The organism is Saccharothrix coeruleofusca, from assembly GCF_014648515.1.
Lineage (GTDB): Bacteria > Actinomycetota > Actinomycetes > Mycobacteriales > Pseudonocardiaceae > Actinosynnema > Actinosynnema coeruleofuscum.
In genome coordinates, this window is the sequence record NZ_BMRG01000021.1 from 93369 (window position 1) to 119890 (window position 26522).

20 protein-coding genes are annotated in these 26522 nt (G+C 72.6%); 7 read left to right on the forward strand and 13 right to left on the reverse strand.

Translation table 11 applies throughout. From position 1 onward, the window contains the following. The 3 genes from IEZ00_RS31985 to IEZ00_RS31995 all read left to right on the forward strand — a co-directional run. Positions 1–4637 (forward strand): SDR family NAD(P)-dependent oxidoreductase (locus IEZ00_RS31985; RefSeq protein WP_189227103.1); only part of this gene is annotated, 4637 nt, incomplete at its 5' end. Continuing rightward, positions 4630–5847 (forward strand): cytochrome P450, encoded by a 1218-nt coding sequence (locus IEZ00_RS31990; protein WP_189227104.1) that lies wholly within the window; start codon positions 4630–4632, stop codon positions 5845–5847. The genes IEZ00_RS31985 and IEZ00_RS31990, both read left to right, overlap by 8 nt. An 84-nt stretch (positions 5848–5931) precedes the next feature. Further along, a complete protein-coding gene (locus IEZ00_RS31995; protein WP_189227105.1) occupies positions 5932–6789 on the forward strand; it encodes a methyltransferase domain-containing protein in 858 nt (285 codons plus the stop codon). Between the two features lie 38 nt (positions 6790–6827). Here the strand turns inward: IEZ00_RS31995 and IEZ00_RS32000 are convergent, their stop codons facing one another. The 10 genes from IEZ00_RS32000 to IEZ00_RS32045 form a co-directional block, all read right to left on the reverse strand. Beyond that, positions 6828–7271 carry a hypothetical protein gene (locus tag IEZ00_RS32000; RefSeq protein WP_189227106.1) on the reverse strand — a complete coding sequence of 148 codons (444 nt, stop codon included), beginning with the start codon at positions 7269–7271 and terminating at the stop codon, positions 6828–6830. Between the two features lie 361 nt (positions 7272–7632). Beyond that, positions 7633–8421, reverse strand: a complete 789-nt coding sequence (locus tag IEZ00_RS32005; protein ID WP_229796305.1) for an FHA domain-containing protein — start codon at positions 8419–8421, stop codon at positions 7633–7635. A gap of 12 nt (positions 8422–8433) precedes the next feature. Further along, on the reverse strand, positions 8434–9570 hold the full coding sequence (locus IEZ00_RS32010) for a serine/threonine-protein kinase (protein ID WP_189227107.1): 1137 nt from the start codon (positions 9568–9570) through the stop codon (positions 8434–8436). Continuing rightward, the gene (locus IEZ00_RS32015) at positions 9567–11603 is read right to left on the reverse strand and encodes a transglutaminase domain-containing protein (RefSeq protein ID WP_189227108.1); all 2037 of its coding nucleotides are present in this window, start codon (positions 11601–11603) and stop codon (positions 9567–9569) included. The genes IEZ00_RS32010 and IEZ00_RS32015 overlap by 4 nt, the downstream gene beginning before the upstream one ends. Next, positions 11600–12706: a DUF58 domain-containing protein gene (locus tag IEZ00_RS32020; protein ID WP_229796306.1), complete on the reverse strand. Its 1107-nt coding sequence runs from the start codon at positions 12704–12706 to the stop codon at positions 11600–11602. The genes IEZ00_RS32015 and IEZ00_RS32020 overlap by 4 nt, the downstream gene beginning before the upstream one ends. Positions 12707–12741: 35 nt before the next feature. Beyond that, positions 12742–13704, reverse strand: a complete 963-nt coding sequence (locus IEZ00_RS32025; protein ID WP_209620255.1) for an AAA family ATPase — start codon at positions 13702–13704, stop codon at positions 12742–12744. A 26-nt stretch (positions 13705–13730) separates the two neighbouring features. Further along, a complete protein-coding gene (locus tag IEZ00_RS32030) occupies positions 13731–15833 on the reverse strand; it encodes a fibronectin type III domain-containing protein (protein WP_189227110.1) in 2103 nt (700 codons plus the stop codon). A 59-nt stretch (positions 15834–15892) separates the two neighbouring features. Next, complete coding sequence (locus IEZ00_RS32035) at positions 15893–17533, reverse strand: serine/threonine-protein kinase (RefSeq protein ID WP_189227111.1); 1641 nt, start codon at positions 17531–17533, stop codon at positions 15893–15895. Between the two features lie 99 nt (positions 17534–17632). Continuing rightward, positions 17633–18535 carry a DMT family transporter gene (locus tag IEZ00_RS32040; protein ID WP_229796307.1) on the reverse strand — a complete coding sequence of 301 codons (903 nt, stop codon included), beginning with the start codon at positions 18533–18535 and terminating at the stop codon, positions 17633–17635. Between the two features lie 307 nt (positions 18536–18842). Then, positions 18843–19610, reverse strand: a complete 768-nt coding sequence (locus IEZ00_RS32045) for an alpha/beta fold hydrolase (RefSeq protein WP_189227113.1) — start codon at positions 19608–19610, stop codon at positions 18843–18845. 122 nt (positions 19611–19732) lie between these two features. Here IEZ00_RS32045 and IEZ00_RS32050 point away from each other — a divergent pair, with 122 nt between their 5' ends. Next, positions 19733–20494 carry an HpcH/HpaI aldolase family protein gene (locus tag IEZ00_RS32050; RefSeq protein ID WP_189227114.1) on the forward strand — a complete coding sequence of 254 codons (762 nt, stop codon included), beginning with the start codon at positions 19733–19735 and terminating at the stop codon, positions 20492–20494. A 95-nt stretch (positions 20495–20589) separates the two neighbouring features. Then, a complete protein-coding gene (locus tag IEZ00_RS32055; protein ID WP_189227115.1) occupies positions 20590–20904 on the forward strand; it encodes a hypothetical protein in 315 nt (104 codons plus the stop codon). A 396-nt stretch (positions 20905–21300) separates the two neighbouring features. On the opposite strand, the gene IEZ00_RS32060 is transcribed toward IEZ00_RS32055, so the two are convergent. Next, complete coding sequence (locus IEZ00_RS32060) at positions 21301–21762, reverse strand: cupin domain-containing protein (protein ID WP_189227116.1); 462 nt, start codon at positions 21760–21762, stop codon at positions 21301–21303. 84 nt (positions 21763–21846) lie between these two features. On the opposite strand from IEZ00_RS32060, the gene IEZ00_RS32065 reads away from it, so the two are divergent. Next, entirely contained in the window at positions 21847–22440 is a 594-nt protein-coding gene (locus IEZ00_RS32065; RefSeq protein ID WP_189227117.1) for a TetR/AcrR family transcriptional regulator, read from the forward strand. A gap of 156 nt (positions 22441–22596) precedes the next feature. Here the strand turns inward: IEZ00_RS32065 and IEZ00_RS32070 are convergent, their stop codons facing one another. Next, complete coding sequence (locus IEZ00_RS32070; RefSeq protein ID WP_189227118.1) at positions 22597–24072, reverse strand: MFS transporter; 1476 nt, start codon at positions 24070–24072, stop codon at positions 22597–22599. A gap of 14 nt (positions 24073–24086) precedes the next feature. Beyond that, positions 24087–25013 carry an MBL fold metallo-hydrolase gene (locus tag IEZ00_RS32075; protein WP_189227119.1) on the reverse strand — a complete coding sequence of 309 codons (927 nt, stop codon included), beginning with the start codon at positions 25011–25013 and terminating at the stop codon, positions 24087–24089. Positions 25014–25115: 102 nt separating this feature from the next. Between IEZ00_RS32075 and IEZ00_RS32080 the strand changes: the two genes are divergently transcribed. Continuing rightward, positions 25116–26045 (forward strand): AraC family transcriptional regulator, encoded by a 930-nt coding sequence (locus IEZ00_RS32080; RefSeq protein ID WP_189227120.1) that lies wholly within the window; start codon positions 25116–25118, stop codon positions 26043–26045. Positions 26046–26522 lie beyond the last annotated feature (477 nt).

Here is a 26522-nt window from a genome sequence, read left to right on the forward strand (position 1 = left end):
TGCGCCGCTTCTGGATCGCCGACCGGGGCTCGCAGCCCGCGCCCGCGCCCGCGCCCCGGCGCGGTCGCGTGCTGGACGGCGGCGAGTACTACCTGCGCGACCACCGGCTGCGCGGCGTGCCGACCCTGCCCGCCGTGGCCTACCTGGAACTGGCGCGCGAAGCGCTCACCGAGGGCGGCCCCGCCACCGGCGTGCGGTTGCGCGACGTGCGCTGGCTGCGGCCGATCGAGGTCACCGAGCCGCGTGGCGTCGAGGTGCGCCTGGAGCCGCCGGACGAGACCGGGGCCCGCGCGTTCGAGGTCCGCATCGACGGTGACGAGGCGGTCTACGCCCAGGGAACCGGCCAGGTCGACACCGCGCGGACCGAGGAGGCGGTGGAGGTGGACCGGCTGCGCGACGGCTGCGCCCACAGCCTGGACGCGGCCGGGTTCTACCGGATGTACGAGCGCATCGGCATGGACTACGGCCCGGCGCTGCGCACCGTCCGCTCCCTGCACTACGACGAGGGCATCGCCGTGGCGCGGCTGAGCCTGCCGCGCGAGGCCGAGTCGCCGCTGGTGCTCAACCCCGCCCTGCTCGACGGCGCGCTGCAGGCCGTCCTGGGGGTGTGGCTGGGCGAGAACGACGGCACGGCGGCCCGGCTCGCGCTGCCGTTCGCGGTGCGGGAGGTCGACGTGCGCGCCGCGACGCCCGCGGAGGGCTGGGTCGTCATCCGCGGCAACGCCGACGACCGAGGGGGCGAGCTGCGCAGGCTGGACGTCGACGTGTGCGACGCCGACGGCCGCGTCTGCGTGCGCATGGTGGGGTTCCGCACCCGCACCGCGCCCCGGCCGGAGCCGTCCCGAACGCACCTGATGACGCCGGTGTGGGACGCGGTGCCGGAGGACCGGGCCCCGCAGTGGCCCGCCAGGGGCGCGCGGGTGGTCCTGCTCGGCGGAACCCCGCAGGAGCAGGCCGAGTTCCGCCGCCGCTGCCCCGACACCACCGTCCTGGACGCGGCCGACGCGGTGGAGGACCTGGCCGCCCGCGTCCCGGCGGACGCCGAGCACGTCGTGTGGCTGGCCCCGGCCCCGACCCTGACGGCCTTCCGCCTGGTCAAGGCAATGCTGGCCACCGGGGCCGACGCCGGGGAGGTGGGCTGGACGGTGGTCACCGAGCAGGCCCGCCTGCTGCCCGGCGACACCGCGGTCGACCCCGCCTGCGCCGGGGTGCACGGCCTGTTCGGCGCACTGGCCAAGGAGTACCCGCAGTGGACCGTGCGGGTCGTGGACATCCCCGGCGACGCCCCCGTGCCGTGGGACGACGTGCTGGCGCTGCGGCCTCAGCCGCAGGGCGCGCTGCTGGCGCGCCGCAACGGGGAGTGGTACCGGCAGCGCCTGCTGGAGCTGGGCGCGTCCGGCCCGACCGAGCCGGTGCACGCGAACCTGCAACCCGACGACGTGGTCGTCGCCATCGGCGGCGCCGGTGGCATCGGCACCGCCTGGACCGAGCACATGGTGCGCAAGCACAAGGTGCGCGTGGTGTGGATCGGCCGCAGGCCGCTGGACGCCGACATCGAAGCCCGGCGCACCCGGCTCGCGGCGCACGGCCCCAAGCCCGACTACGTCCAGGCCGACGCCACCGACCCGGCGGCGCTGCGCCGGGCCCGCGAGGAGATCGTGCGCCGCCACGGCCCGGTGCGCGGGGTGCTGCACTCGGCCATCGTGCTCGGGGACCGCGGCCTGGCCCGCATGGACGAGCAGCGGTTCAGCGCCACCTACGCGGCCAAGGCCGACGTCGCGGTCAACATCGCCGACGCCTTCGCCGACCAGCCGCTGGACTTCGTCGTGTTCTTCTCCTCGCTGCAGTCCTTGCTCACCTCGGCCGGGCAGGCCAACTACGCCGCGGGCTGCACCTTCGCCGACGCCTACGCCGAGCACCTGGGCACCCGGCTCGCCTGCCCCGTGAAGGTCGTCAACTGGGGCTACTGGGGCGGTGTCGGCGTGGTCGCCGACGAGGAGCACCGCGAGCGGATGGCCAGGGCGGGCGTGGACTCGATCGAACCCGCCGAGGGGATGGCCACCTACGACACGCTCATGGGCTCCCGGCACGCCCGGCTGGCGCTGGTGAAGGTGACCGACCCGCGGGTGCTCGACGAGCTGCGCGGCGACGACGCGGTCGAACCGCTCGCCGACCGCACACCCGCGCTGATCACCGCGCTGCGCGAGGGCAGCCCGGACCGCACGCGGGAGCTCGCCCGGCTGCGCGAGCGGGTCGCCGGGCACGACGAGGCGCTGGACGCCGCGCTGGTGCGGATCACCTGGGCCGTGCTGCGCTCGCTGGGCCTGTTCGACGACGACCGCGCGGCCACCGCGGCGCAGTGGCGCGCCCACGGCGGCATCGCCGAGCGGTACGACCGCTGGTTGCGGCACACCCTCGACGTGCTGACCGAGGCGGGCCACCTGCGCCACGACGGCGAGGGGCGCTACCGCCGCGCGGGCGGTCCGGCCGCGGACACCGCCGCCGCCTGGGCCGAGTGGGAGCGGGCCCGTGACGGCTGGCTGGCCGAGGAGTCCACCAGGGCGCAGGCGAGGCTGGTCGACACGGCGCTGCGCGCCATGGGCGACATCCTCACCGGCCGCCGCCCCGCCACCGACGTGCTGTTCCCCGATTCGTCGGTCGAGCTGGTCGAGGGCCTCTACCGGGCCAACCCGGTCGCCGACTACTTCAACGAAGTCCTGGCCGGGACGCTGGTCGACTACGTGCGGCACCGCGTCGCCGAGGACCAGGGGGTGAAGCTGCGCGTCCTGGAGATCGGCGCGGGCACCGGTGGCACCAGCGAAACCGTTTTCCGCCACCTGCGGCCGTGGCAGGACCACATCGGGACCTACTGCTACACCGACATCTCCCAGGCGTTCCTGCGGCACGCCCGGCGCGAGTTCGGCCCGACCACGCCCTACCTGGACACCCGGCTGTTCGACGTCGAGCGGCCACTGGCCGGGCAGCCGATCCCCGTCGGCGGCTTCGACGTCGTCATCGCCACCAACGTCCTGCACGCCACCCGGGACATCCGCACGACCCTGCGGAACACCAAGGCCGCCCTGCGCGCCAACGGCGTCCTGCTGCTCAACGAGCTGAGCAAGGGCACGCTGTTCAGCCACCTCACCTTCGGCCTGCTGGAGGGCTGGTGGCGCTACGACGACCCCGCGCCGCGCGTCCCCGGCACACCCGTGCTGACCCCGGCCACGTGGCAGCGGCTGCTGGCCGAGGCGGGTTTCCGCGGCGCGTTCCCCGCCGCCGACGGCGCCGACGACCTGGGCCAGCAGGTCCTCGTCGCGGAGAGCGACGGCCTGATCCGCCAGCCGCGCCCGAGCACGGGCGAACCCGTCGCCGAGCGGGCGCCCGGCGCGCAACCCGTCGAGCCCGCCCCGACCTCCGCCCCGCTCGCCGACCGGATCGCGCAACTGCTGGCCGAGGTGCTCGAAGTCGACCCCGACCGGCTGGCACCGGACGTGCCGCTGCGGCGCTACGGCTTCGACTCGATCTTCATGGCCCAGTTCCTGTCCTCGGTGCGCAAGCACGTCGACGCGGGCATCACCATGGACGTCATCGCCGAGTGCGAAACCCTGCGCGACATCGTCGACCGGGTCGGCGCGGCGGTGGCCGCCGAGCAGACGCGGACCACGGCGGAGGAGTTCCCCGAGCTGGTGCGGATGGACCGGGGCGGCCAGGGCCGTCCGGTCTTCTGGATCCACCACGGCAACGGGGGAGTGGAGTCCTACCGGCCGCTGGCCGAGCGCAGCCGCAGGCCCTTCTACGGCATCCAGCCGAAGGGCTGGGGCGGCTCCGGCGAGATCCTCAGCGGCCAGGTGCCGATGGCCGAGCACTACGCCTCCGTCATCCGCGCGGTGCAGCCGGAGGGGCCCTACGACATCGGCGGGTACTCCCTGGGCGGTCTGCTGGCCTACGAGGTCGTCCGCCAGCTCCAGCTGCGGGGCGCCGAGGTGAACACGCTGGTCATGCTCGACACCCTGGACGCCGAGGCGACGAACCGGGTCAACACCACCATGCAGGGCGGGCGAACCGACCCGGACGCGGTGGCCAAGATCTGCGCGTACCGCGCGGTCAACGTGGTGCTCGGCAACAACCGCCTGGACGCCAACGACGGCACCACCCCGATCCTGCACCGGGACGAGGTGGACCCGAGCCTGCCCTACCCGCGGTTCCTCGACTCGCTGATCACCGCCGCGCTGGCCGCCGGGACCACCAAGACCGAGGCGCAGCTGCGCGCGCAGGTCACCAGGCTGGCGCGGTACTTCGAGGTGCTGCACACCAACGAGCACGTCGTCGATCCGCTCCCCCGGCGGGACGCGGTGCGCTGCTACTACTTCCGCAACGGCAGTGGTCGCTTCTTCGGCGACTACGAGGAGTACATGGTGCTGTTCCCCAACCCGGACCTGCCGGGCATGGACGGCGTCGAGTACTGGCGCGGGTGGCAGGAGCAGATCGACGACTTCCGCGTCATCGACGTCGACACGGCCAGCCACACCGAGGTGATGACAGCGCCCCGGTCGCTGGACGAGGTGCTGCGGCTGTGCGACGCGCTCTACGCACCGGACCCCGCGCACCGCGGGCACCAGGAGGACAAGGATGCCTGACATCATCGCCAGATTCGACGAGTGGGGTGTCGACGAGCGGCAGTTCTGGCTGCGCGGCATCGAACCCCCGAAGGCCGTCGACTACGACCCGGAAACCCGGATGTGGCACGTGTACGGCCACCCCGAGATCGTGCACCTGCTGAGCAAACCCCGCGTGTTCTCGTCGAACCTCCAGCGGCTGATGGCCCCCGAGCTCGGCGTCGACAACCCGGAGCACACCTACGACGAGCTGCTCTACATGGACCCGCCGGAGCACACCCGGCTGCGCAAGCTGGTCAGCCACGCCTTCACCCCCAAGGTCGTGGCCGACCTGGAGCCCAAGATCGAGGCGCTGACCCACGAGCTGCTCGACGAAGCCGAGGTGTCGGACCGGCTCGAACTGGTCAGCGCGCTGGCCTACCCGCTGCCGGTCATCGTGATCTGCGAGCTGCTGGGCATTCCCGCCGCCGACCGGGACCTGTTCCGCAAGCAGGCCGAGTCGCTGATGCCCGCCACCTCGGACGACGTGACTCTGGTCGGCCGGTTCGAAGGCCAGGAAGAGGTCACCAAGACCGTCATCAAGCGGCACAAGGAGTTCGCCGAGTACCTCCAGCAGTTCATCGACCAGCGGCGGCGGGAGCCGCGCGAGGACCTGCTCAGCGGGCTCGTGCACGCCGAGGTCGAGGGGGAGCGCCTGAGCGACAAGGAGGTCGCGAGCCTGGTCGACACGCTGCTGCTCGCCGGGCACCTGAACACGACGATGATGCTGAGCAACACCGTCCTGTGCCTGGACGCGCACCCGGAGGAGTTCCGGCGCACCAGGCAGGACCGGTCGCGGCTGCCCGGCGTGATCGAGGAGTCGCTGCGCTACCTGCCGCCGTTCTCGGTGACCTCGCGGGTGACCGCGGCCGAGGCGGAGCTCGGCGGCGTCGTCATCCCGCCCGACCAGCTGGTGATGGTGTGGCTCGGCCCGGCCAACCGCGACCCCCGCGTGTTCGACGCCCCGACCGAGTTCCGCCCGGAGCGCAACCCCAACCCCCACCTGACCTTCTCGCGCGGCATCCACTTCTGCGTCGGCGCCGGGTTGGGACGGCTCGAAGGGCGCGTCGCCCTGAACGTCCTGCTCGACCGCTTCTCCGAACTGGCCACCGTGCCCGACGAACCGCCCGCGTTCATCCGCACCGCGCAGATGTTCAACGCGCACACCCTCCCGCTCGCCGTGTCCTCCTGACACCGCGCGGGAACCGATGACTTCCGGGGCGCCGCCCCGGGAACCGCCCGTCCACATCAAGCGATTCCTGCCTAGGAGATCTTCATGACCACCGATGTGTCGCTGCCCAAGCCCGAGGAAGTCGGCACGTTCTACGACGCCACCAACGACCTGATGACCCAGTTCCTCGGTGGCAGCACGCACTACGGCTACTGGACCGGGCCGGACGACGAGAGCACGTTCGAGCAGGCGGCGGACCGGCTCACCGACATCCTGACCGACAAGCTGGGCGCCAAGCCGGGCCAGCACGTGCTCGACGTCGGCTGCGGTCAGGGCAGGCCGGGCGTGCGCCTGGCGACCAGGACCGGCGCGGAGGTGACCGGCATCTCGATCAGCGCCAGGGACGTGGAGGTCTCCAACGAGCGCGCCCAGCGCGAAGGGGTCGCCGACCGGGTGCGGTTCCAGCGCGCCGACGCCATGGACCTGCCCTTCGCGGACAACTCGTTCGACCACGTCTTCGCGCTCGAGTCGATCGTGTGCATGCCCGACCGCGTCCAGGCGCTGCGGCAGTTCGCGCGGGTGGTGCGACCGGGCGGCGTGATCGCGCTCACCGACTTCACCGACCGGGACCCCGAGGCCAACGCGCGCAAGAAGGAGGACCTGGCCGAGGTCGGCGAGTCCTGGCACACCGCTCCGCTGATCAAGGAGTCCGACTACCCGACCTTCGCCGCCGAAGCGGGCCTGGAGGTGGTCGAGGTCAAGGACATCACCCTGCACACCAGGTACACCGAGGAGCGGTTCTACGGGCCGCTGCGGGAGTACGCGGCGAACAACGACGTTCCGCCGGAGATCACGCAGGTGCTGGAGATCGCGCCCAGCCCGGAGGAGCTGCGGGCGATGAGCGAGGGCGCCCCCTCGGTCGGCGTGGCCCTGGTCGTCCTGCGCCGCCCCGCCAACGGCTGAGGCGCTCCCGCCCGCGCTCGTGCGCGGGCGGTCCGGCGTCACACGCAGGCGTGCCCGATGACCTGCGGCTGCTCGAACGGGTCGTTCGGGTCCACGTAGCTGACCAGGTGGACGCAGAGGTGGTCGATGGGCGGCGTGGTCTGCGGGTAGACGTTGAGGTCCTGCCAGGTGCCCCCGGCCTCGACCCACTTCGCCTCCCGCGGGTTGCTGTCGGCCACACCGCCCGCGAACACGGTGATGTCGGCGAACACGTACCGGCGGTCGGCGCACTCGACCGTCCAGCCCACCTCCCGCGCCGCCGGGTCGAGGTGGATGTCCGTGGTGACGCAACCGGCGGACGCGGAGGCGTCCGCCGGGACCGGCGCGGCCGGGGCTCCGGTGGCGGCGGCCGACGCGCCCGCCGTGACGACGAGCGCGCCTGCCGCCGCGACCAAGGCGGCGGCAGTCCGGGCGATGCGCTTGCGGTTGGTGGAACTCCGCACAGGTCCTCCACTCCAAGGTTGGTCTGGACCTCTGGAGTCTGGCAAGCGCATACCTGGGCACCTACCGCCGTCCGAGCGCGTCCACCGTCACAGTCCGGCGGGCTTGCCAACCGGTGCGCCCTGTGGGATGCGCCACCCCATTTTGTCCACAATGGACGCGCGCCGGTCGGCTGTCGGTCGGCTGTCGGCCGGCTCGGAGGTCCTGGTGCGATGGCCGGTGGCGTCGCCGGCGACACCGCCAAGCGGCCGTGCCGGATGGGCCGGTCGGAGCGGCGGGCCGATCACCGGTTTGGCGGGTCAGGGCGTCCACCGGCCGAACCGCGGCATCCGCGCCGCCCGAGGCGGGCCTCCGCCCGTGCTCTCAGCCCAGCAGCTCCAGGTCCGTCGGCACGAGCGCGGTCGATCGCACCAGCTCCCGGAGGAGGTTGTCGTTCAGGGCGTTGCCGACGGGTTCGCCGACCTCGTCGCGGGTCAGACCGGGCACCCCTCGGCGGGACAAGCGGTCGCGCACGGCGCCGACCCGGTGTTCGAGCTTCTTCGCGGTCCACCCCGCGTCTGGTTGGAGTTCGGCGAGCCAGAGGGCCGCCTCCTTCCACGTCAGCGGTTTGGGGTTGGGCTCGCGCAGCAGGTAGTTCCGGCCGAGGGCGACGAGCATCAGCTTCTCGTCCGGGGTCAGCGCGTACGGCCGTGGCGGGTCGGTGTCGGCGTCGTGGCGGGAGCGGCGCTGATCGCCGTCGAGGCCGGTGACGTAGACCTCCAGCAGGTGTTCCCGGTCCCGCGAGCCGGGCAGGTGCAGCGGCGTGTACCCCTCGGTCAGCGGGATCGCGCCGTCCTCGGCGAAGAGCCACTGCGACCGGGGCAGGCGGATCGGCCTGCGCCCGGTGTTGCGCAGCCACCACCGGCCGTGGCGGTGGGTCAGCTCGCCGTGCCTGCGGCTGACCTGCTGGTCGTCCTCGCCCACGCAGACGTGCACCAGCGGGCGGTTGCGTCCGAAGTAGACGGTCCGGCCGTCCCTGGGGCCGACCGCGTACCCGCCGCCGAGGGCGAGCGCGTGCACCGACCCCGGCACGGCGCGCGCGACGCCGCGGGTCAGGCTGTCATGGCCCCCTGGCAGCAGGAATCCGTCCGAGTGCTCCACTTTCGGCTCCACGAGCCGACCTCCTCACCTGTGGCAGACCGCCCCGCGCACGCTCTCGGTCTGGCTCTCGTAGATCTGGTCGCCGCCCCTGGTGCCGCGCACCAGGAAGCAGTACTTGCGGTCGGGCTCGACGGTCACCGTCACCGTGGTGCTGAACTCCGCGGGCTCGGTCCGGCTCGGCTCGCCTTCGGCCCAGTAGTTGACGGCGAAGTACAGCCGGTCGTCCGTCGAGGTCCAGCGGAGCGAGACCTTGTCGCCCAGATCGGTGGGCTCGTCCAGCTCCACCACCGGTGCCGCCGGTTCCGCGACCGGCGGCAGGGGCTGCGACGCGGGCGGCTCCGGCGTGGCGCGGAGCCACAGGACCACCGCCAGCGCGGCGGCCGGTGCCGCCACCAGAGCCGCGTACCCGCGCCGCCGCGCAGGCCTGGCGAGCGGGGCCGCCGGGGTGTCGGCCGCCGCGGGCGCGGGCCGCCGAGCCGGATCGGGGGCCAGCATCCGGCCGATGGCGGTGGACAGCGCGACGGGGACGTCGGGCCTGCTGACCGCGGGCACCGGATCGCTGAGCACGCGCAGGATCCGCTCGCCGGTCAGCTCCCCGATCCGGCTCGGGTGCGGCGACCTCCCGGTCAGCGCGAAGTGCAGCACCGCGCCGAGGCCGTACACGTCGGTCGCCGCTTCGACCACGCCGGTGCGCAGCGTCTCCGGCGACACCCACTCGATGCCCGCCAGCGGATCGCGCCGGAACTGCTGCCGCTGCGCCACGCCGAAGTCCGCCAGCACGACCTCGCCGTTCGCGCGGAACAGCACGTTCGCCGGGGTGATCCCGCCGTGCAGCACGCCGAGCGCGTGCGCCGAGGCCAGCGCTCGTGACAAGGACCCGCACAGGGCGTCCACCTCCTCCGAGGACAGCGGCCCCTCCCTGCGCACGCGGTCGGCCAGCGAGCCCGCGCACAGCTCCATCCGGAAAGCGTGCCTGGTGCCGTCGACCAGCTCGATGCCGTCCAGCGGCAGCACCGGCGCGGACAGCTCGGCGAGCCTGGCCCTCTCCCGCTCGATCACCGAGAGCGCGCGCCGGTCGAACTTGCCGGGGAACACCTTCAACGCGACCCCGTCGACGGCGTACACCTCGGCGACCGGGCCCCTGCCGAGCAGTTGGCTCATCGGATCGCGAACACCGCCCTGATCCGCGCGCCGAGCGGACGCCGGGCCAGCGCGGCCCGGATCTCCGCGACGGCCTCCCACGCGGCCGTCACCGTGCCCTTGTCCGCCCCCGCGCCCGACCACAACGCCGTGTCCAGGTGGACCGCGAGGCGGTGCAGGCCGTCCACGACGGCACCCTCGGAGACGGCGGCGAGGTCGCGGGCGGTCATGCCGGGGGTGATCCGGGCGCCATGCGCGCGCAGCAGGTCGCGCGCCTCCCACCAGGCGCCGACCACGCCGCGCACGCCGGTGGAGCGCTTGCGGCGCAGGGTTCGGGCGGACTTCCAGACCGGAACGGCGAGCAGCACCGCCACCAGCAGCACGAGCAGGCCCGCCAGTCCCCGCAGCGCCAGTGCTCCGAGCCCGCCCCAAGGACTCGGCTGCGCCACCGGTGCCGGCGCGGGCACGGGCGGGTCGGGCAGCTTCTCGTCCGGCGGCGGCAACTCGGCCCTGGCCTTCGCCATGACCTCGGCCAGCTTGGTCGGCGCCGGACCCGCGTCGCTCGCCGTGCCCGCCGGGTCGAGCGGCACCCAGCCGACGCCCTCCACCGCGACCTCGGGCCAGGCGAGCACGTCCTTGTTGCGCACCACCACCTCACCGCCCACCGGTTCTCTGGGGGCGCGGTACCCGACGGCCAACCGGGCCGGGATGCCGACGATCCGGGCGAGGAGCACGTAGGAGGCGGCGAACTGCTCGCTGGTTCCCCGCTTGGTGTCCAGGAGGAACTCGCGCAGCTGCGGCCAGCCGCTCCCGGTCGGCAGCTGCGAGCCGGTCGCGACCTTGTAGTTGCCGCTGAGGTACTGCTCCAGCACGAGCGCGGTCCGGAACGTCGGCCGCGCGTCCCTGGTGGCCTCGGCGGCCAGTGCGGCGATCTCCTCCCGCACGGTGCCCAGGTCGCCGGGGCGGACCTCGGAGGACACCGCGGCGTCGGCGAGGCCGGAAAGGTCGCCGAACGGTTCCCTCCAGCGCAGCTCGTAGGTCACCGGGCCGCCCCGCTCGGGCAGCAGCAGCGTGCCGGTCTCCTGGTCGACGAAAGGCCGCGCCGCGCCCGCCACCGAGGTGGGCATGGCCTGGCTCGGCAGCCACCGCTGTCCGCCGGGAACCGTCACGCGCGCGGAGTGCCGGGTCGTCGGCACAGCCACCCCGGCGGGCGGCGTGATCTCCGCGCCCAGCCTGCGGTACCGGTCGCTCGCCGTCCACGTGACGCCGTTGAAGCCGTCCAGCACCACCAGCCGCCAGCGGTCCACGGGGGTGTCGCTGGTGTACCGGAACACCTCCGCGTCCGGGTCGGCCAAGCGCGCCGCCACCTCGGTCAGCGGGCTCACCTCCCTCGGCAGCGGAACGTGGGCGAACTGGTTCTGCCGCACCGAGTACGCCGGTCCCGTCGGCACCGCCAGCGCGGCGACGCCCGCCACGACGCTCAACCCGGCGGTCAGCGCCACGGCGGAGCGCGCGGGGGAGAGGAACAGCCCCGCGACCGCGACGCCGTAGGCCAGCGCCACCAGCGTCGCCACCGCGCCCGACACGGCCACGAAGGTCTGGCTCAGCACGAGCAGCACCAGGCTCGGCAGCACGGCCGCCGCGGGCCAGCGCAGCAGCTCGACGCCCACCAGCGCGGTGAGCAGCACCAGCAGCGGCACGAACAGCAGCAGGTCCGCCTCCGGCCGCACCGGCCACGTCGACTGCAGGGTGAGCTGCCAGGACTCGGTCACACCGGCGACCAGCCGCGCCAGGCTGTCCGGGGTCGGCAGGCCGCTTCGCGTGGTGTCGAACAGCGCCACTTCGACCAGCGCGAGCGCGCCCGCCAGCAGCCCGAGCAGGGGCCGCCACGGCCGCAGCGCGGCAACCGCGAGGCACAGCTCGAAGGCCGCGTAGCAGGCCACGACGGCGGCGGCGACCGGTGGCACCAGCGCCCACAGCCCGAACACCGGGGCGAACAGCAGACCCGGCACCGCCGTGGCGAGCAGCAGCCAGACCACGCGGGTCCTCGTCATGCGATCACCGTCCGCCACTGGCGGATCGCGTCCACGGCGTTCGCCGCCCGCAGCACGCGCACCCCCGGCGCCGCCGGCGCGGCACCGGTCGACCCGACCACCAGGATCACGTCCCCGTACCGGGGCCGCACGCCGACGAGCGCCGCGCGGTCGTCCGGCGAGACGGTCACCGCCGAGGAGATCACCACGAGCGTGCCGCCGCCCGCCCGCGCCAGCGCGCCGGGCACGAGCGGCAGGCCCGCCTCCTCGGTCCGCGCCACGACGCACAGCTGCTCCAGGTACCGCTGGACCGCGTCCCACCCCGAGTCCGTGGCGACGTCGACCCCGCCCGGCGTCACCAGCCGACACCGGTGGTCGGCCTCGGCGGCGGCGACGATCAGGGACGCCGCGAGTTCGACCGCCTCCTCGAACTCCGGCGCCGTGATCTCGCGCCGGTCGTCCAGCAGCACGGTGAACTGCGGCTGGTGCGGGTCGGCGTAGTCGCGGATCATCAGCTGCCCGGTCCGGGCCGTCGCTTTCCAGTGCAGGTGGCGGACCTCGTCACCGGGGACGTACGGGCGCACCTCGCGGATGTCGAGCGACCCCCGCGGCGAGGTCTCCGTGGCCTCCCCGTCGTGGTGGTGCAGCGGGAGCCCGCCGGTGACCGCGCCGACCGGGTGCGTCCTCGGGTACACCCACAGCGTCGCCGTCCCGCCGAGGGACAGCTCGGAGCGGCCGAGGCCGAGCGCGTCGGCCCGGAACAGGGTCAGCGGGCCGACCTCGTGCCTGCCTCGCCGCCCGGTCGGCAACTCGTTCAGGTAGGGCTGTTCCGCACCGGCCGCCAGCGGCCGGACCGCGATGGTCACCCGGTCCTCGCCGACCCGGTCGACCGCGGTGAAGCCGCCCTGCCGCCGCGTGCCGGGGTTGTGGACGCGGAGCGTGATCACGGCTCGGCCGTTCCGCTCGACCCGGTCGGGGAACAGCTCGCGGATGACCTCCACCCTCGGCTTGCGGCCCGCGACGCCGATCGCGGCGCCCACCGCGCCCAGCGCGATCGCGCCCAGGGCGACCAGCAGCGGGTAACCCCCGGCCAGGCCGAGCGCGACGAGCACGACCGCGGCCACGAGGGTGCACGCACCACGTCGGGTCAGCCGCACGGTCAGGCTCCCGGCGCGGTCGTGGCCGCGACCGGGACCGGGATCTCGGCCAGCAGGTCGCTCACGACGCCCTCGGCCTCGCGCTGCCGCAGCTCCGCCTCCGGCTTGAGGATCAGCCGGTGGTCGAGCACCGGGTGCGCGACCTCCTTGATGTCGTCGACCGTCACGAACGCCCGCCCGTACGTCGCCGCGAGCGCCTGTGCCGCGCGGACGAGCGCGATGGTGCCGCGCGGGCTCGCGCCGTAGCGGACCTCGGAGTGCTGCCGGGTGGCGGAGGTGATGCTCGTCGCGTAGTCGACCACCGCGCGCTCGATGCGGACGGCGCGCACCTGCGCGATGGCGTCGCGCAGCGTCGGAATGTCCACCACGGCCCGCAGTTCGTCCGGGTCGATCCCGGCGCGGTCGCTCATGACCACCAGCACCTCGGAGGCCCGGTCCGGGTAGCCCATCCGCAGCCGCATCAGGAACCGGTCCAGCTGCGCCTCCGGCAGCCGGTACGTGCCCGCCATCTCGATCGGGTTCTGCGTGGCGATCACCAGGAACGGCCGGGGCACCTCGTGGCGCACCGCGTCGACCGTGACCCGCTGCTCCGACATCACCTCCAGCAGCGCCGACTGCGTCTTCGGGGTGCCGCGGTTGATCTCGTCGGCCAGCACCACGTTCGCGAACACGCTGCCGGGGTGGAAGGCGAACTTCTCGTCGCCCTGGTGGTAGACCTGGACACCGGTGATGTCACCGGGCAGCAGGTCGGGCGTGAACTGGATGCGGTTCCAGGTGCCGCCGATGCTGCGCGCCAGGCACCGGGCGAGCGTGGTCTTGCCCAGTCCCGGCACGTCCTCGATGAGCAGGTGCCCCTCGCTGAACAGCGCGGCCACGGCCAGCCGGACGACCTGGGGCTTGCCCCGGACGACGTTCTGGACGTTCGCCGCGATCAGCTCGTAGACCTGACCGGGAGTCTGCGTCACGATTGCCCTTTCCTCCATCTGAGAGCTCACCAGACCACCGTGTTCGACCGGATGGGGGTGCCGTCCGGGAGGACCACCTCGACCCAGACCGTCTCACCGGGACCGGTGTAGGCGAACTGGTCGATCGTCTCGTTCCCGTTGGCGTCGGTCGTCACCGTGTGCCCGGGGTTGGTGTAGCCGTCACCGGCGTTGTTGTACGGCTTGACCAGGTAGGCGGTGCGGGGGTCGAACCCGGTCAGCACGACGTGCATCCACGCGCAGTCCGGTTTCTCACCGCAGCTCTCCTCGGTGGGGGCGCCCTTGCTCAGGGTGAGCCGCGGCAGGGGAGCGGGCTCGTGGGTGGCCGACGCGGGCGCGCCGGTGAGCAGCTGCCCGTTCGGCGCCCTGGTCACCGCGGCCACCGTGAAGGTGACCGCCTGGGACGCCCGCACCTGCCACACGACCCTGGTCCCGGTCACCTGCTGCGTGCCCAGGCCGGTGGCGGTGACCTCGTAGTGCACCAGCGTGCCGCCGTTGAGGGCGGGCTGCGCCCAGGTCAGCGTGACGTCGCGGGCGGGCCGGGCGTTCGCGTCGTAGCTCGGCCGCAGGTTGACCGGCGCCGCGGCCGGTGAGACCGGCGCGTTCGGCGTGACCGGGCCGGTCGAGGCGCCGGGGCCGGTGCCCACCTGGTTCGTCGCGGCGACGGTGAAGGTGTAGCTCACGCCGTTGGTCAGGCCGCTGACCCGGTGTCCACCCGCGCCGCCGCCGACCGGGACGGACCCGGTCTGGCCGTTGCTGCCCCGCCAGGACACCACGTACGAGGTGATCGGCGCGCGGTTGTCCGGCGCGGCCCCCCAGGTGACGTCGGCCGAACCGTCGCCGGGCCGCGCGGCCACCCCGACCGGGGCGCCGGGACGGCTCGGGGGCACCGGTGGCGGTTGCGCCCGCGTCGTGGGCGTGGGGAGCCCGGCCGAGCGCTGCGCCCGGCGCGACTCGTCGCCGGGATCACCGGCCCGCCCCGGCTGCTCGGCGGACGGGGAGTCCGGCTTCCCGGTCGGCGTGGCGGCCCGCCGGGTCAGGTCGACGTCGGTCACGCTGCCGTCCTCGGCGACCACCAGCACCTGCGTGCCGGTGCTGTCCTCGACGTAGACCCGCTCGTCCTCGCCCAGCACCAGCCGCGACTCGCCCGCCTTGTCCCTGAACGGCTTCTCGTCCTTCCTCCTGCCGTCCACGCCGTAGGTCAGCACGGTGCCGTTGCGCCGGTCCACCAGCGTGACGACCTCGCGGGTCGACACGGGGCCGTCGTAGTCCCCGGTGCCGAGGGCCACCGTCACCGACTCGACCGGTGAGGTCCTGGTGTCCACCAGGATCAGGCTGCTCTGCGTCGAGCCCTGGTCCAGGATGGCCAGCCTGCCGTCCGCGTCCTGTACGGCGGGTCGGGAGTTGGGCGACAGCGCGACGCCGAGCTCGACGCCCTCGCCGAGGGTGTCGCCGTCGATGGTGTGCAGCCTGCTCGTGAACAGGTCGATGAACGCGGGCCGTCCGTCCACGACGGTCAGCGCGCCCGCGTGGTCCGGCGGCGCGGCGACCGGGCAGCCGGAGACCTCGATCCCGTCCTTGGCCAGCCTGCAGATCTGCCCCTTCCCGGTGCGGTGGAACCACAGGGTGCCGTCCGGGGTGGCCACCGGGGTGCCGATCGGACCACCGGTGGGGATCGACGCGGCCGGGTCGCCGAGCCGGACGATCCGGCCGGTGTCGCGGTAGACCGCGTACGGTCCACCGACGACCTCGATGCCCACGGGGATCTCGTCCGAGGGCGGTTTCGCCGACTGCTGCTGTGACTGCGACTCCTTGTCGAACTCGGTGATCCGGTTCGGGCCGACCACCCAGCCGCTGGTGTCGCTCTGCAGGACCTGGCTGCCCACCTCGGCGTCCATCGGGAACCCGGCGTCGACGTTGGCCGTCGCGCCGTCGACGTGGAACACCATCCCGAGGACCGAGTTGTACATCCAGTGGCCGGTGTTGGCGAACCTCGCGGCGGACAGCGGTGGGGTCACTCCGCCGACGACGGCGACCACCACCGCCGCGCACACCACGGCGAGCAGGACGAACGGCTGGCTCGCACGTGCCGCGGCGTGCTTCCTGATCATGGAGCGGGATGCTAACGACGGCGTTTCGGGACCGGTCCCCGGCCGCGTTACCTGCGATTTCACGACCCGACCGGGCGGAAGCTGCCCCGGATCTCGGCGATCAGCGGTTCCGCCGCCGCCCAGTGCCGCGCGAGCGTTTCCTGGTCGGCGGCGTACAGCGAGAAGGTCAGCTTGAACAGCGCCCCGGACGCCACCGCCCTCGTACGGGTGCGGTAGTGGAAGCCGCCCGCGCGGTAGGCGCACTCGAAGTTCGCCGACGAGGCGTTGCCGGACAACTCGATCTCCCGGTAGTCCGAGGTCTGCTGCCTCGTGCTCTGCGCTCTGGCGTCGGCTTCGAGCACCTCGATCGCCGACACCCCGGATTCGCCGGTGCGCCGCTGCACCTCCACCTTCAAGGCGCCGACCTTCGGGTCGGTCCGCTGGCCTTCCCAGGTGACGGAGCTGAGCGCGCCGTCGATCGAGGAAGCGCGCCGCCAGTCGGGTGGGACGCCGATCTCGAAGCCCAGGCGTTCCTGGTAGTTCTTCAGCGTGACGTCCGGAGCGCCCGCCGTGGGCGTCGGGGACTGGCCGGAGGACTGCGACGCGGCGCTCCGGTCGCCCAGGGGCAGGTTCGCCAGGATCACCGCCGCCACCACGGCCATCACCGCGGCGCCGATCGCGATCAGCGGCCCCCGGTTGGACCGCGGCCGCGGGGCCGGGGGGAGCGTGGGGGCGTCCGGTGCGACGCCGCGCACCGGAGCGGGAGGCGGCAGGAAGGGCGGCACCGCGGTGCGGGTGTTGGGCACGGTCCCGTGGGCGACCGTCAGCTCGCCCGCCGGGTTGACCACCTTGGTCGGGAACTCCAGCCGCACCCTGGTCCCCGGCGGCGCCGGGGACGGCACGGCCGCGATCTCGGTCAGCCTGTCGATCGCGTTCCTCGCCGTCATGCGCTCGGCGGGTTTCTTGCGCAGCAGCCCGTCGATCACCGGCGCCAACCGGCCGACCTTCGGGTCGGGGGCGGGCTCCCACGACAGCACCGCCCCCAGCGTGGCCTGGACGTCCCCCCTGGAGAACGGCGTCCGGCCGACGACCATGCCGTAGAGCATGATGCCGACCGACCACAGGTCGGCCGCGGGCAGCGCTTCCTCGCCCCGGATGCGCTCCGGCGATATGTACTCCGGCACCCCGGGGAGCTGCCCGGTCGCGGTGAGCACCGAGTCCCCGTCGATCAGTGCGATCCCGAAGTCCGTGAGCACGACCTGGTCATCGACGAGCATGACGTTGCCCGGTTTGACGTCCCGGTGCAGCACGCCGTTGCTGTGGGCGTAGTCCAGGGCCTCCAGGACCTGGATCCCGATCCGCGCGGCCCTGTCCAGCGGCATCGGCCCGTCGGCGGCCAAGGCGTCGCTGAGCGAGCGCCCGTGCAGCAGTTCCATCACGATCACCGGCAGGCCACCGCCGTCGGTCACCACGTCGTAGACCGTGATGACCCTGGGGTGCTTGCTCAACTTCGCGGCGGCTCGGGCCTCCCGCAGCGCGCGCCGCACCTCCGGGTCGTCCTCCCGGATCACTCGCCCCCTCGGCGGCACGATCTCCTTGATGGCCACCTCCCGGTCGAGGTACTCGTCGTGCGCACGCCAGACCACGCCCATCCCGCCCCGACCGAGGACCTGTCGCAGGCGGTATCGCGCAGCGACCAGTCTCCCCTCACCCTCCGTCACGGCAGTAATATAGCGACCACGCTCCGTCGCGGACGTCTTTCCCGCACGCGCGGCAGAAGAGGGCCGGGTTCCTTGCCGGGCAGTCGCGGCGACAGTCGCTCACGACGTCGGGGTGGTTCGGGTGGGCTCGTTCGGCGCGGTGTCCGGCCGATCGGGGGCGGGCGAGGTCGCCACCACGAGGCCTGCCAGCAGCAGGCAGGCACCCGCGCCCGCGGGCCACGGCAGGTGTTCGCCGAGGAAGGCCAGGCCCAGCACCGCCGCGACGAGCGGCTCGGCCAGGCTCAGCGTTCCGGCCGTCGCGGCGGTGACGTGCCGCAGTCCCGACACGAAGAGCAGGTAGCCGATCGCGGTCGCCGGGATCGCGAACCAGCCGACCAGGGCGAGCGCGTTCGGTTCGGCGAGCGGTTCCAGGCCGTCGGTGAAGGGCAGGATCACCACCCCGCCCAGGACGAGCGTCGCGGAGACCGCCACCAAGGCGGGGGCGGTGCTGTCCAGCAGCCGCTTGGCGGCGACGGTGTAGACGCCGTAGCAGATCCCGCTGAGGACCCCGAGCAGCACGCCCGTGGTGTCGGCGCGCACGGTGGCTCCCGGCAGCAGCAGGAGCGCGGTCCCGGCGACCGCCGCGACGGTCCCGAGCAGCCAGGGCCGGGTGAGCCGTTCGGCGCCCGCGATCCTGGCCAGCGCTCCGACGGCGGGCGGCGCGACCCCCAGGGCGACGACGGTGGACAGCGCGGCTCCGGCGCGGGCGACGGAGCTGAGGAAGGCGACCTGGTAGGCCGCCGTCGAGACGGCGGCGAGCACGAGCCAACCGGGGGTGGCGCCGTGGCCGAGCAGGCGCCACCGGCCCGGCTCGCCGCGGCCGGTGGCGCTGAGCACGCCGAGCAGGACGAGACCGCCCAGGACGAGGCGGGCGGCGCCGAGCGCGCGGGGATCGGCGTCCGAGGCGGCCAGGACCTGGGCCGGGCCGACGGTGCCCCACAGCACCGCGGCACCCAGGACCATCGCCGCTCCGCGAACGGTGGGGCTGCTCATTCGTGCGAACATGGGCGCAGAAGCTAGCCATTAAAGTGGCTAAATGCCACACCGTTCGAATTTTCTACCAGGAAACTTTGAATCGAGCGAATTTAATCCGGTCGACCCGCGCCTTCCGGGGCTCCTGCGGAACGATGCACGGCTGACCAGTCCCTTCGCGACTGGGTGCTGACGCTGCCCGAGGTGCTCGACTTGTTCGCGGCCTGCGCCCCGCACGGCTTCGTGGTCGACCGGCGCGCCCTGCGGGACCGTCCTCGTCCCGGTCGTCTGCCACCGGTCAATCCGAGGCGCCCTCGCCCGGATCGGTCAGCAGCCCCACGAACCCGTCCAGGTTGTCATCCATCATCAAGTGCCCGGCACGGGGCACGACGCGCACGTCACAGCCTGCCGCGCGCAGAGCGTCGAGGTCCTCGCCGGTCAGCTCGCCCGAGAGGTAGCGCTTCGGCATGGGCAGCGCGGTCAGCTGCGCGCGGAAGCTGGCAGGCCGCTCGGCCAGCAACGACACCGCGGTGCGGTGCAATCCGCGTGGTGACCACCGGCGCAGCGTCCGCGCACCCACCGTGGTGTCCTCGGCGTCGAGGATGTCCCGCATCCCGCCGGCGACGAAAGCGTCCTCGTCGAAGCTCGCGATCCGCGCCGACATCGTCCCGACGCCGGGGTCGAGGTTCGGCTCGGCCACGATCAGCTCACCGACCAGGTCGGGGCGCTGCGTCGCCAGGCTGATCGCGATCGAACCGCCCAGTGAGTGCCCGACGAGCGTGATCGCGCGGAGTTCGAGCGCGTCGATCACCGCCGCGACAGCGGCCGCGTGCTCCTCGATCGTGTAGGAGAACGCGTCGTCGTGGTCGCTCCAGCCGCTGCCCACCAGGTCGATCAGCACGTGCCGACCACGGCCCGCCAGCGCGGGGTGACCGATGACCGGTGCGAAGGTGACGGTGCTCGCCAACCCCAGGCCACCGAGGTAGACGCTCGTGCGTCCACCGACAGCCCCGACGTCGAGGTAGGCGACCTGCGTGCCGGACGCGGTGACGGGCAACAATTTCATATTCGCATTATGGATCTATGGCCGGTTGGCGGACGTGCGGGATCGGGCACTCCCGAGCGGTCGTGACCACTGCGGGGCATGAGCGGCGCTACGGTGCTTCAACGACGACCAGGGGAGACGCGATGACCCGCACCGGCTGGAACACGGACGCGCCACGCGATCTCGGCACGGGGCTGTGGGTCGGGAGCACCGACGCGCGGGTGGTCCGGGCGGCCTCCGCCGGCGGATTCGACTGGGCCTGCGTCGACGAGCAGCACGGAGGCGCCGCGGGTGGGCGGGACAACACCGACCTGATCGCCGCCGTGCGCGCGGCGGGCGTTCCCGCCTTCGTCCGCGTCGCCTGGAACCGTCCCGAACTCATCGGCAGGGCTCTGGACAGCGGTGCCGACGGGATCATCGTCCCGATGGTCGACAGCGTCGAGCAGGCGCGGGCAGCCGCCGCGGCGGCGCGGTTCGCGCCGCGTGGGACGCGCAGCTTCGGACCGATCCGGTCCACCGACGCCTTGACTGCCGCGGTGCCGGAACGGGCCAACGAGGACGTGCTGTGCCTGGTGATGGTCGAAACGGTTCGCGGTCTGGACGCGGTCGCCGACATCGCGGCCGTGGACGGCGTGGACGGCATCTTCGTCGGCCCGTTCGACCTGTCGCTGGCGCTCGGCCTTGACCCGGCCGAGCTGCTGGCCGACGACAGCGAGGACTCCCCGCTGCGGCGGGTGGTCAGCGCTTGCCGGGCCAACGGTCTCGTGGCGGGTGCCTATGCGGGATCGGTGGAGCGCGCCGTCCACCTCAGAACGGCGGGCTTCACGATGATCGCCGCGGTCGACGACCTGGCGATGATCGCGCGAAGCGCGAGCGAGGCCGCGGCAGCGGCGAAGGCGCGCTGACTCCGGGGGCGGGCGTGGGTAGTACGTGGGTATGACCCGGAGGACCGGACGGTGGTATGACGACGTGAGGTGCGCCCGCGCCTAGCGTTCGAGCCATGACAGCACTTCTCGTCCGCCTGGGTGTCCACCCACGACCGGGCTTCGTCCGCGCGCTCGCCGCGTCGCCCCTCGTGCTGCTCGTCGTCTACCTGGCGGCCCGTGGCTGGTTCTACCCGCTGTGGCCGGACACCGTGGGCGCCATCGGCCACCCCTTCACCGCGGACCCGATCGTCCTCGGCGGCGCTTGGGGTGGTCCCACGCTCGTCGGCGCCTGGGCCGTGCACGCCGCGATCGCCCTCGGTGTGCAGGCCGTCTGCCTCGCGCTGCTGCGGCTGCTCTACCGCGCGCCTGAACGGGGTCGACTCCCATGACCAGGCCCCGTCCTCCGAGGACGTCGCCCTCGCCTACTAGCCCCACCGCGTCTGCAAGTACTACCCGAGCGCCCTTTCCGAGCGCATAGCTACTACCCGCCCCGGTGGACGGGTAGTAGTGAGCGGCCCGCCGAGGGTGACGGGTAGTACTTGCAGACGCGTTCCTGGCCGCCGCCGGGTACGGGGCTTCGACGCGGGACCGGCGCGGCCTACCGGAGGGGCGGAGGGATCGGTCGACGAGATCGAGCCGTTCGAGCGGTGGACCCGGCGCCGAGGGGCTTGGTCCTGCTCCGCGAGCCGATCCTGCTCAACCGATGACAGCGGAGTGTCGAACAGCGCGTCGTCCGCTGCGAAGCCGATGCCTGCGGCACCTGGCGAAAGCGGTGCGGGCAGGGGTTACGGTGCGAACTCGGTGGACGGTTCGGTGGCGTAGTTCTTCCAGATCGGCGCCATGGTCTCGCGCGTCATGGGCTGCCCGGACTCGACCATGGCCTTGAGGTCGCGGAAGTACTGCACGTACAGGTCCGGCGTGAAGGTGGTCAGCATGACCGCGGGCTCGTCGCCGGGGTTGGCGAAGGTGTGCGGCGCGCCCGGCGGGACCGTGACCCACGTGCCTGCGACGACGTCGTAGTCGTCCTGCCCGATGGTGAACCGCACGTTGCCCGAGAGCACGTAGAAGCCTTCGTCGTGCTGCGCGTGGCGGTGTTGCGGAGGACCGGGGGTGTGCGGGGGGATGACGACTTCGCCGATTCCCAGGCGGTGTTCGGTGTTGCTGCCGTCTTCGAGGATCCGGATACGAGACGGGCCGTTGGCGATGAGCTCGCCCCCGTCGGGGCCGACGATCGACACCTGAGCCATGGAGCAGCCTCCTGGGGTGATTGCAGTTTGTGCAGTCACTGTAGCACTGGTGACTGCACACTGTGCAGTCGCTAGGCTCGTGGCATGCCGCGATGGAAGCCGGACGCAGTCGAGCGCCTGCAGACCGCCGCGTTGGAGCTCTTCGACGAACAGGGGTTCGAGCGCACGACGGTCGCCGAGATCGTCCAGCGGGCAGGGCTCACCCAGCGAACGTTCTTCAACCACTTCGCCGACAAGCGCGAGGTGCTGTTCGTGTTGAGCTCGCAGCTCCAACAAGAGATCATCAGCGAGATCGCGGCCGGTGACGACACCCTGCCGCCCCTCGACGCCGTCGTGCGCGCGCTGGGAGCCGTCGCCGACAGGATGTTCGAGCACCAGCGTGCCGTGGTGACGCGCCGCTACGCCGTTGTCGCCGCCAACCCGGAGTTGCAGGAGCGCGAACTCGGCAAGAACGCCGCGCTCACCGAGGCCATCGCCGCCGTGCTGCACGCGCGGGGTTGTGATCCCGAGACCGCGTTCCTCGCCGCCGGTGCCGCCATGCTCGCGCAGCAGGCGGCGTTCCGGAAGTGGACGCGACCGGACGAGACCCGAACCTTGCGCGATCTCCTGCCGGAGGCGTTGCACTCCCTGCGCGCGAGCGTCGACCGGCAACCGGTCGACCCACCCCTCCCGGCTTGACGGGGCCGCTCGCGGGGCGGCGCGACCACGAAGATGGACGTATAGGTCGATCCCCAGTCGCTGTGGTGGGCCAACTGTCCGTCTCGCAACACGTCACGCGCTGAAAACCGCGTCCTCGGGCGAACTGCGTGAGTGCGTCCCGAGTCCGGCCCGGTCTTACCGAGCCGGGCAATGCGACTCGGGCGTTCCCGATCCACCCAACGGCGCCGGTGTACCGGCGCTGCGGTGAGGCGGGTGAACTCGGGGCAGGAAGAGGGCCATGAGCAGGCCGACCGCCATCGCGCCCGCCGCGATCAGGAAGGAGAGGCGGAAGCCGTGCATGGTCGGCATCGCGACGCCGTGCACGTCGTTGGCGGTGTCGGTGAGGACCACGCCGATGACGGCGCTGGAGACCGCCGCGCCGATCGAGCGCATCAGGGTGTTGAGCCCGTTGGCCGCGCCCGTCTCCGAGGCGGGGACCGCGCCGACGATCAGGGCGGGCAACGAGGAGTAGGCCAGTCCGATGCCCGCGCCCAGGACCACCACGGTGACGAGGCTCTGCCACGGCGCGCTCATCAGGCCGAGACCGGCGCCGTAACCGATCGCGATGATCGCCATGCCGAGGATCAGCGTGCCCTTGGCGCCGTACTTCGCGGCCAGTCGGGAGTGGACGGGGGCCGTGGACATCATCACCAGGCCGAGCGGCGCCATGAGCAGACCCGCGACCACCATCGACTGGCCGAGGCCGTAGCCGGTGGCCCTGGGCAGCTGGAGCAACTGGGGCAGGACGAGCGAGACGACGAGGAACGAGGAGCCGACCACGAGCGAGGTCAGGTTGGTGAGCAGCACGGCGGGGCGGACCGCGGTGCGCAGGTCCACCAGCGGTGCCTCCGACCGCAGCTCCACCACGGCCCACAGGACGAGCACGACGGCCGCCGCGGCGAACAGCCCCAGGGTCGTGCCGGAGGTCCAGCCCCAATCACCGGCCCTGGTGACCGGCAGCAGGAAGAGGACCAGACCGGCGGACAGCCCGACCGCGCCGAGGACGTCGAAGGTGCCCTGCGCGCGGATCGGCGACTCGGGGACGACGAAGACGGTGACGGCGACGCAGAGGACACCGAGGCAGGCGTTGCCGTAGAAGAGGACGTGCCAATCGGCGTGCTGGGCGACCAGGGCCGCGACGGGCAGGGCGAGACTGCCGCCGACCCCCATGGAGGAGCTCATCAGCGCCATGGCCGAGCCGAGCCGCTCGCGGGGGAGCACGTCGCGCATCAGAGCGATGCCGAGGGGGATCGCGCCCATCCCCAAGCCCTGGAGGGCCCGGCCCGTGATCATCGCGGTCAGGTCGCTGGTGAGGGCGCTGACGAGCGCGCCCACGACCATCGCGGTGAGGCTGACGAGCAGCATGCGGCGCTTCCCGCGAAGGTCGCCGAGCCTGCCGATGACCGGTGTGGCGACCGCACCGGAGAGCAGGGTCGCGGTGATGACCCAGGTCGTGTTGCCCGGCTCGGTGCCCAGCAACCGCGGCAGGTCCTTGAGCACCGGGACGAGCATGGTCTGCGTCACCGCGACCACGATGCCCGTGAAGGAGAGAACCGGGACGAGTGCCCGACTCGCCCTGGTCGCGGGCTGATCGGTCGACGTGGGTGTCATGACGGAGGGCTCGCTCAGGGGTTGACGCTCTTGGCTGCCGCCCACGGGCCCAGGACGAACCCGTCACCAGCCTGCCGGACTTCCACCGCACCCGCACCGCCGAAGTGCGCGGGGACGAGCAGCTCGCGTTCGTCAGCCGCGCGCTGCAGAATCCGGCGACGGCTGGCCACCGCCTGTTCCGGGTCCAGGCAGGCGTTGCTGTTGCAGCAGGGGCGCAGGAGCTGGACCGGGCTGTGCACCAGATCCCCGACGAAGACGGCCCGGTCGCTTTTGGACGCGAGCCGCAGCACGGAGGAACCGGGGGTGTGGCCGGGCGCGGACTCCAGCGTGAGGTGTTCGTCGATGCGGTGCAGACCGTCCCACAGCACGGCCTGCCCGGCCCGGTGGACGGGCGCGACGCTGTCTTCGTAGATCATGCGGTCGACCACTTGCAGACCGTTCCCGTACCCGTTGTCGGGACCGTAGTGGAAGTCGTCCGCCGCAGGGATGAGGTATTGGGCGTTGGGAAACGTCGGCACCCATTCCCCTTCCGCGTCAACGGTGTTCCAGCCGACGTGATCGACGTGGAGGTGGGTGTTGACGACGACGTCGACATCCTGCGGGCGAATCCCTGCCCTGGCCAGGAGACCGAGGAAATCACCCTGGCAGCGGTGGAACGGCGGCATGCCGGGCCGCTCCCGCCCGTTCCCCGCTCCCGTGTCGACCACGACGGTCCGCCCACCGCTGCGCAGCACCCACGTCTGCAGCGCGAGCACCGCCCATCCGCTGTCCGGGTCCCAGTGGTCCGGTGCCAGCCAGTCCTGGTTGTCCTGCCACACCTCGGCGGTCGCCTCCGGCACGATGCCGGAAGCGGGCGCGAACGGTTTCTGCCACTCCACGAGCCGGATGACCTCGACATCCCCCAGCACCATCATTTGCACGCGCTCGTCCTCAGTCGTCACGTGTTCGACCTTAAGAAAGGTCAAGTGACCCTCACAATGCGCGTTCTGCTCATCTGGATAAGCGTTCGTCTCACGCCTCATACGTGGGGATATCCTGCGCGAGTGGATGTGGTGAGCGACGCGATCTCCGCTGTGCACCTCGGGTACCCCTCGTCCCACCGGGTGCGGACGAGGGGAAATTGGTGCGCGCGGCTCGACCCGTACGACGGCGCGGGTTTCTACGTCGTCCTGAAGGGCAGTTGCTGGCTGCTGCCCGACGGGTGCGCCCCGGTGCACCTGGGCGTGGGTGACGCGGTCCTGCTGCCCCACGGCGCCGGCCACGTGATCGCTGATTCCCCGATCGACGCGACGATCGCCGGGCAGAAGGCGGTGCCGTTCGAGCAGTGGGTGGCGGGAGCGGGATCGCCGGATCAACCCGAGCCCGACACGACGGAGATGGTCTGCGGCAAGTACCGGCTCGACTGCAGCCGCCTGCACCCGCTCATGACGGAGCTGCCCGAAGTCGTCCACCTGCCCAACCGGGTGGGCAGCCACCTCGAACTCCGCGCCGCGATCGACCTGCTCGCCGGTGAGCTGGACGAGCAGCGGGCTGGCTCCTGCATCGCGCTGCCGAGCCTGCTCGACCTCCTCCTCGTCTACATCATCCGTTCCTGGATGACCGAGGACACCAGCGGAACGTGGCCACGGGTGCTGGGCGACCCGGTGACGGCCGCCGCCCTGCGGGCGCTGCACGCCAACCCTGCCGCCCCGTGGAGCAACGACCGCCTGGCCGCGGAGGCGGGCGTCTCCCGCCCCACCCTGGCCCGCCGGTTCACCACCCTGGTCGGTCGCCCGCCGATGGCCTACCTCACGTGGTGGCGGCTGATCCTCGCCGCCACCCAGCTCCGGAACACCTCGGACACCCTGGCCACGATCGCAGGCCGAGTCGGCTACAGCAGTCCGTACTCGCTCTCACACGCCTTCGAGAAGGAGTTCGGCGTCACACCGGGACGGTATCGAGTCCAGGCCGTGGAACGGTCCGCCATGCGGTGACTCCTTGAAAGCAGACCCGGCCAATGCCTCGCACAGCCACAACAGCACGCTGCATGGGGCAACACCAAGACGGTTCCGCGGAACAGCAGCACTGCCCGACGCACGCGCGCATCACGCGTATCGAGGGCAAGCCGTTCGTGGTCCAAGCCGACCGGACGACCGATCGATAAGGAGTGACAGTGCTCCGCCTGTACCCCCACCCACCGCACCTGACGGTCGCGGTGTACCCGCGTGGCACGGAGATCGAGTGTTTCGCGCAGGTGTGCGAGGCGGTGCGGCAGGTGGGATGTGAGCCCGAGGGCACTGTTTACCTGGTGCCCCGTGACGTCGCGTTCGTCTTCTCCTCCGACCTCGCCGACCGGTCGGAGACGGCGGGGGTCCGGCCGGAGCGGTTGGAGGGCCTGATCGCGGGTGGCGAGCGGGCATGGCGGGTGGCACAAGCGGGTTTTCGGCACCGTCAGCACGGTCTGGTCGTGG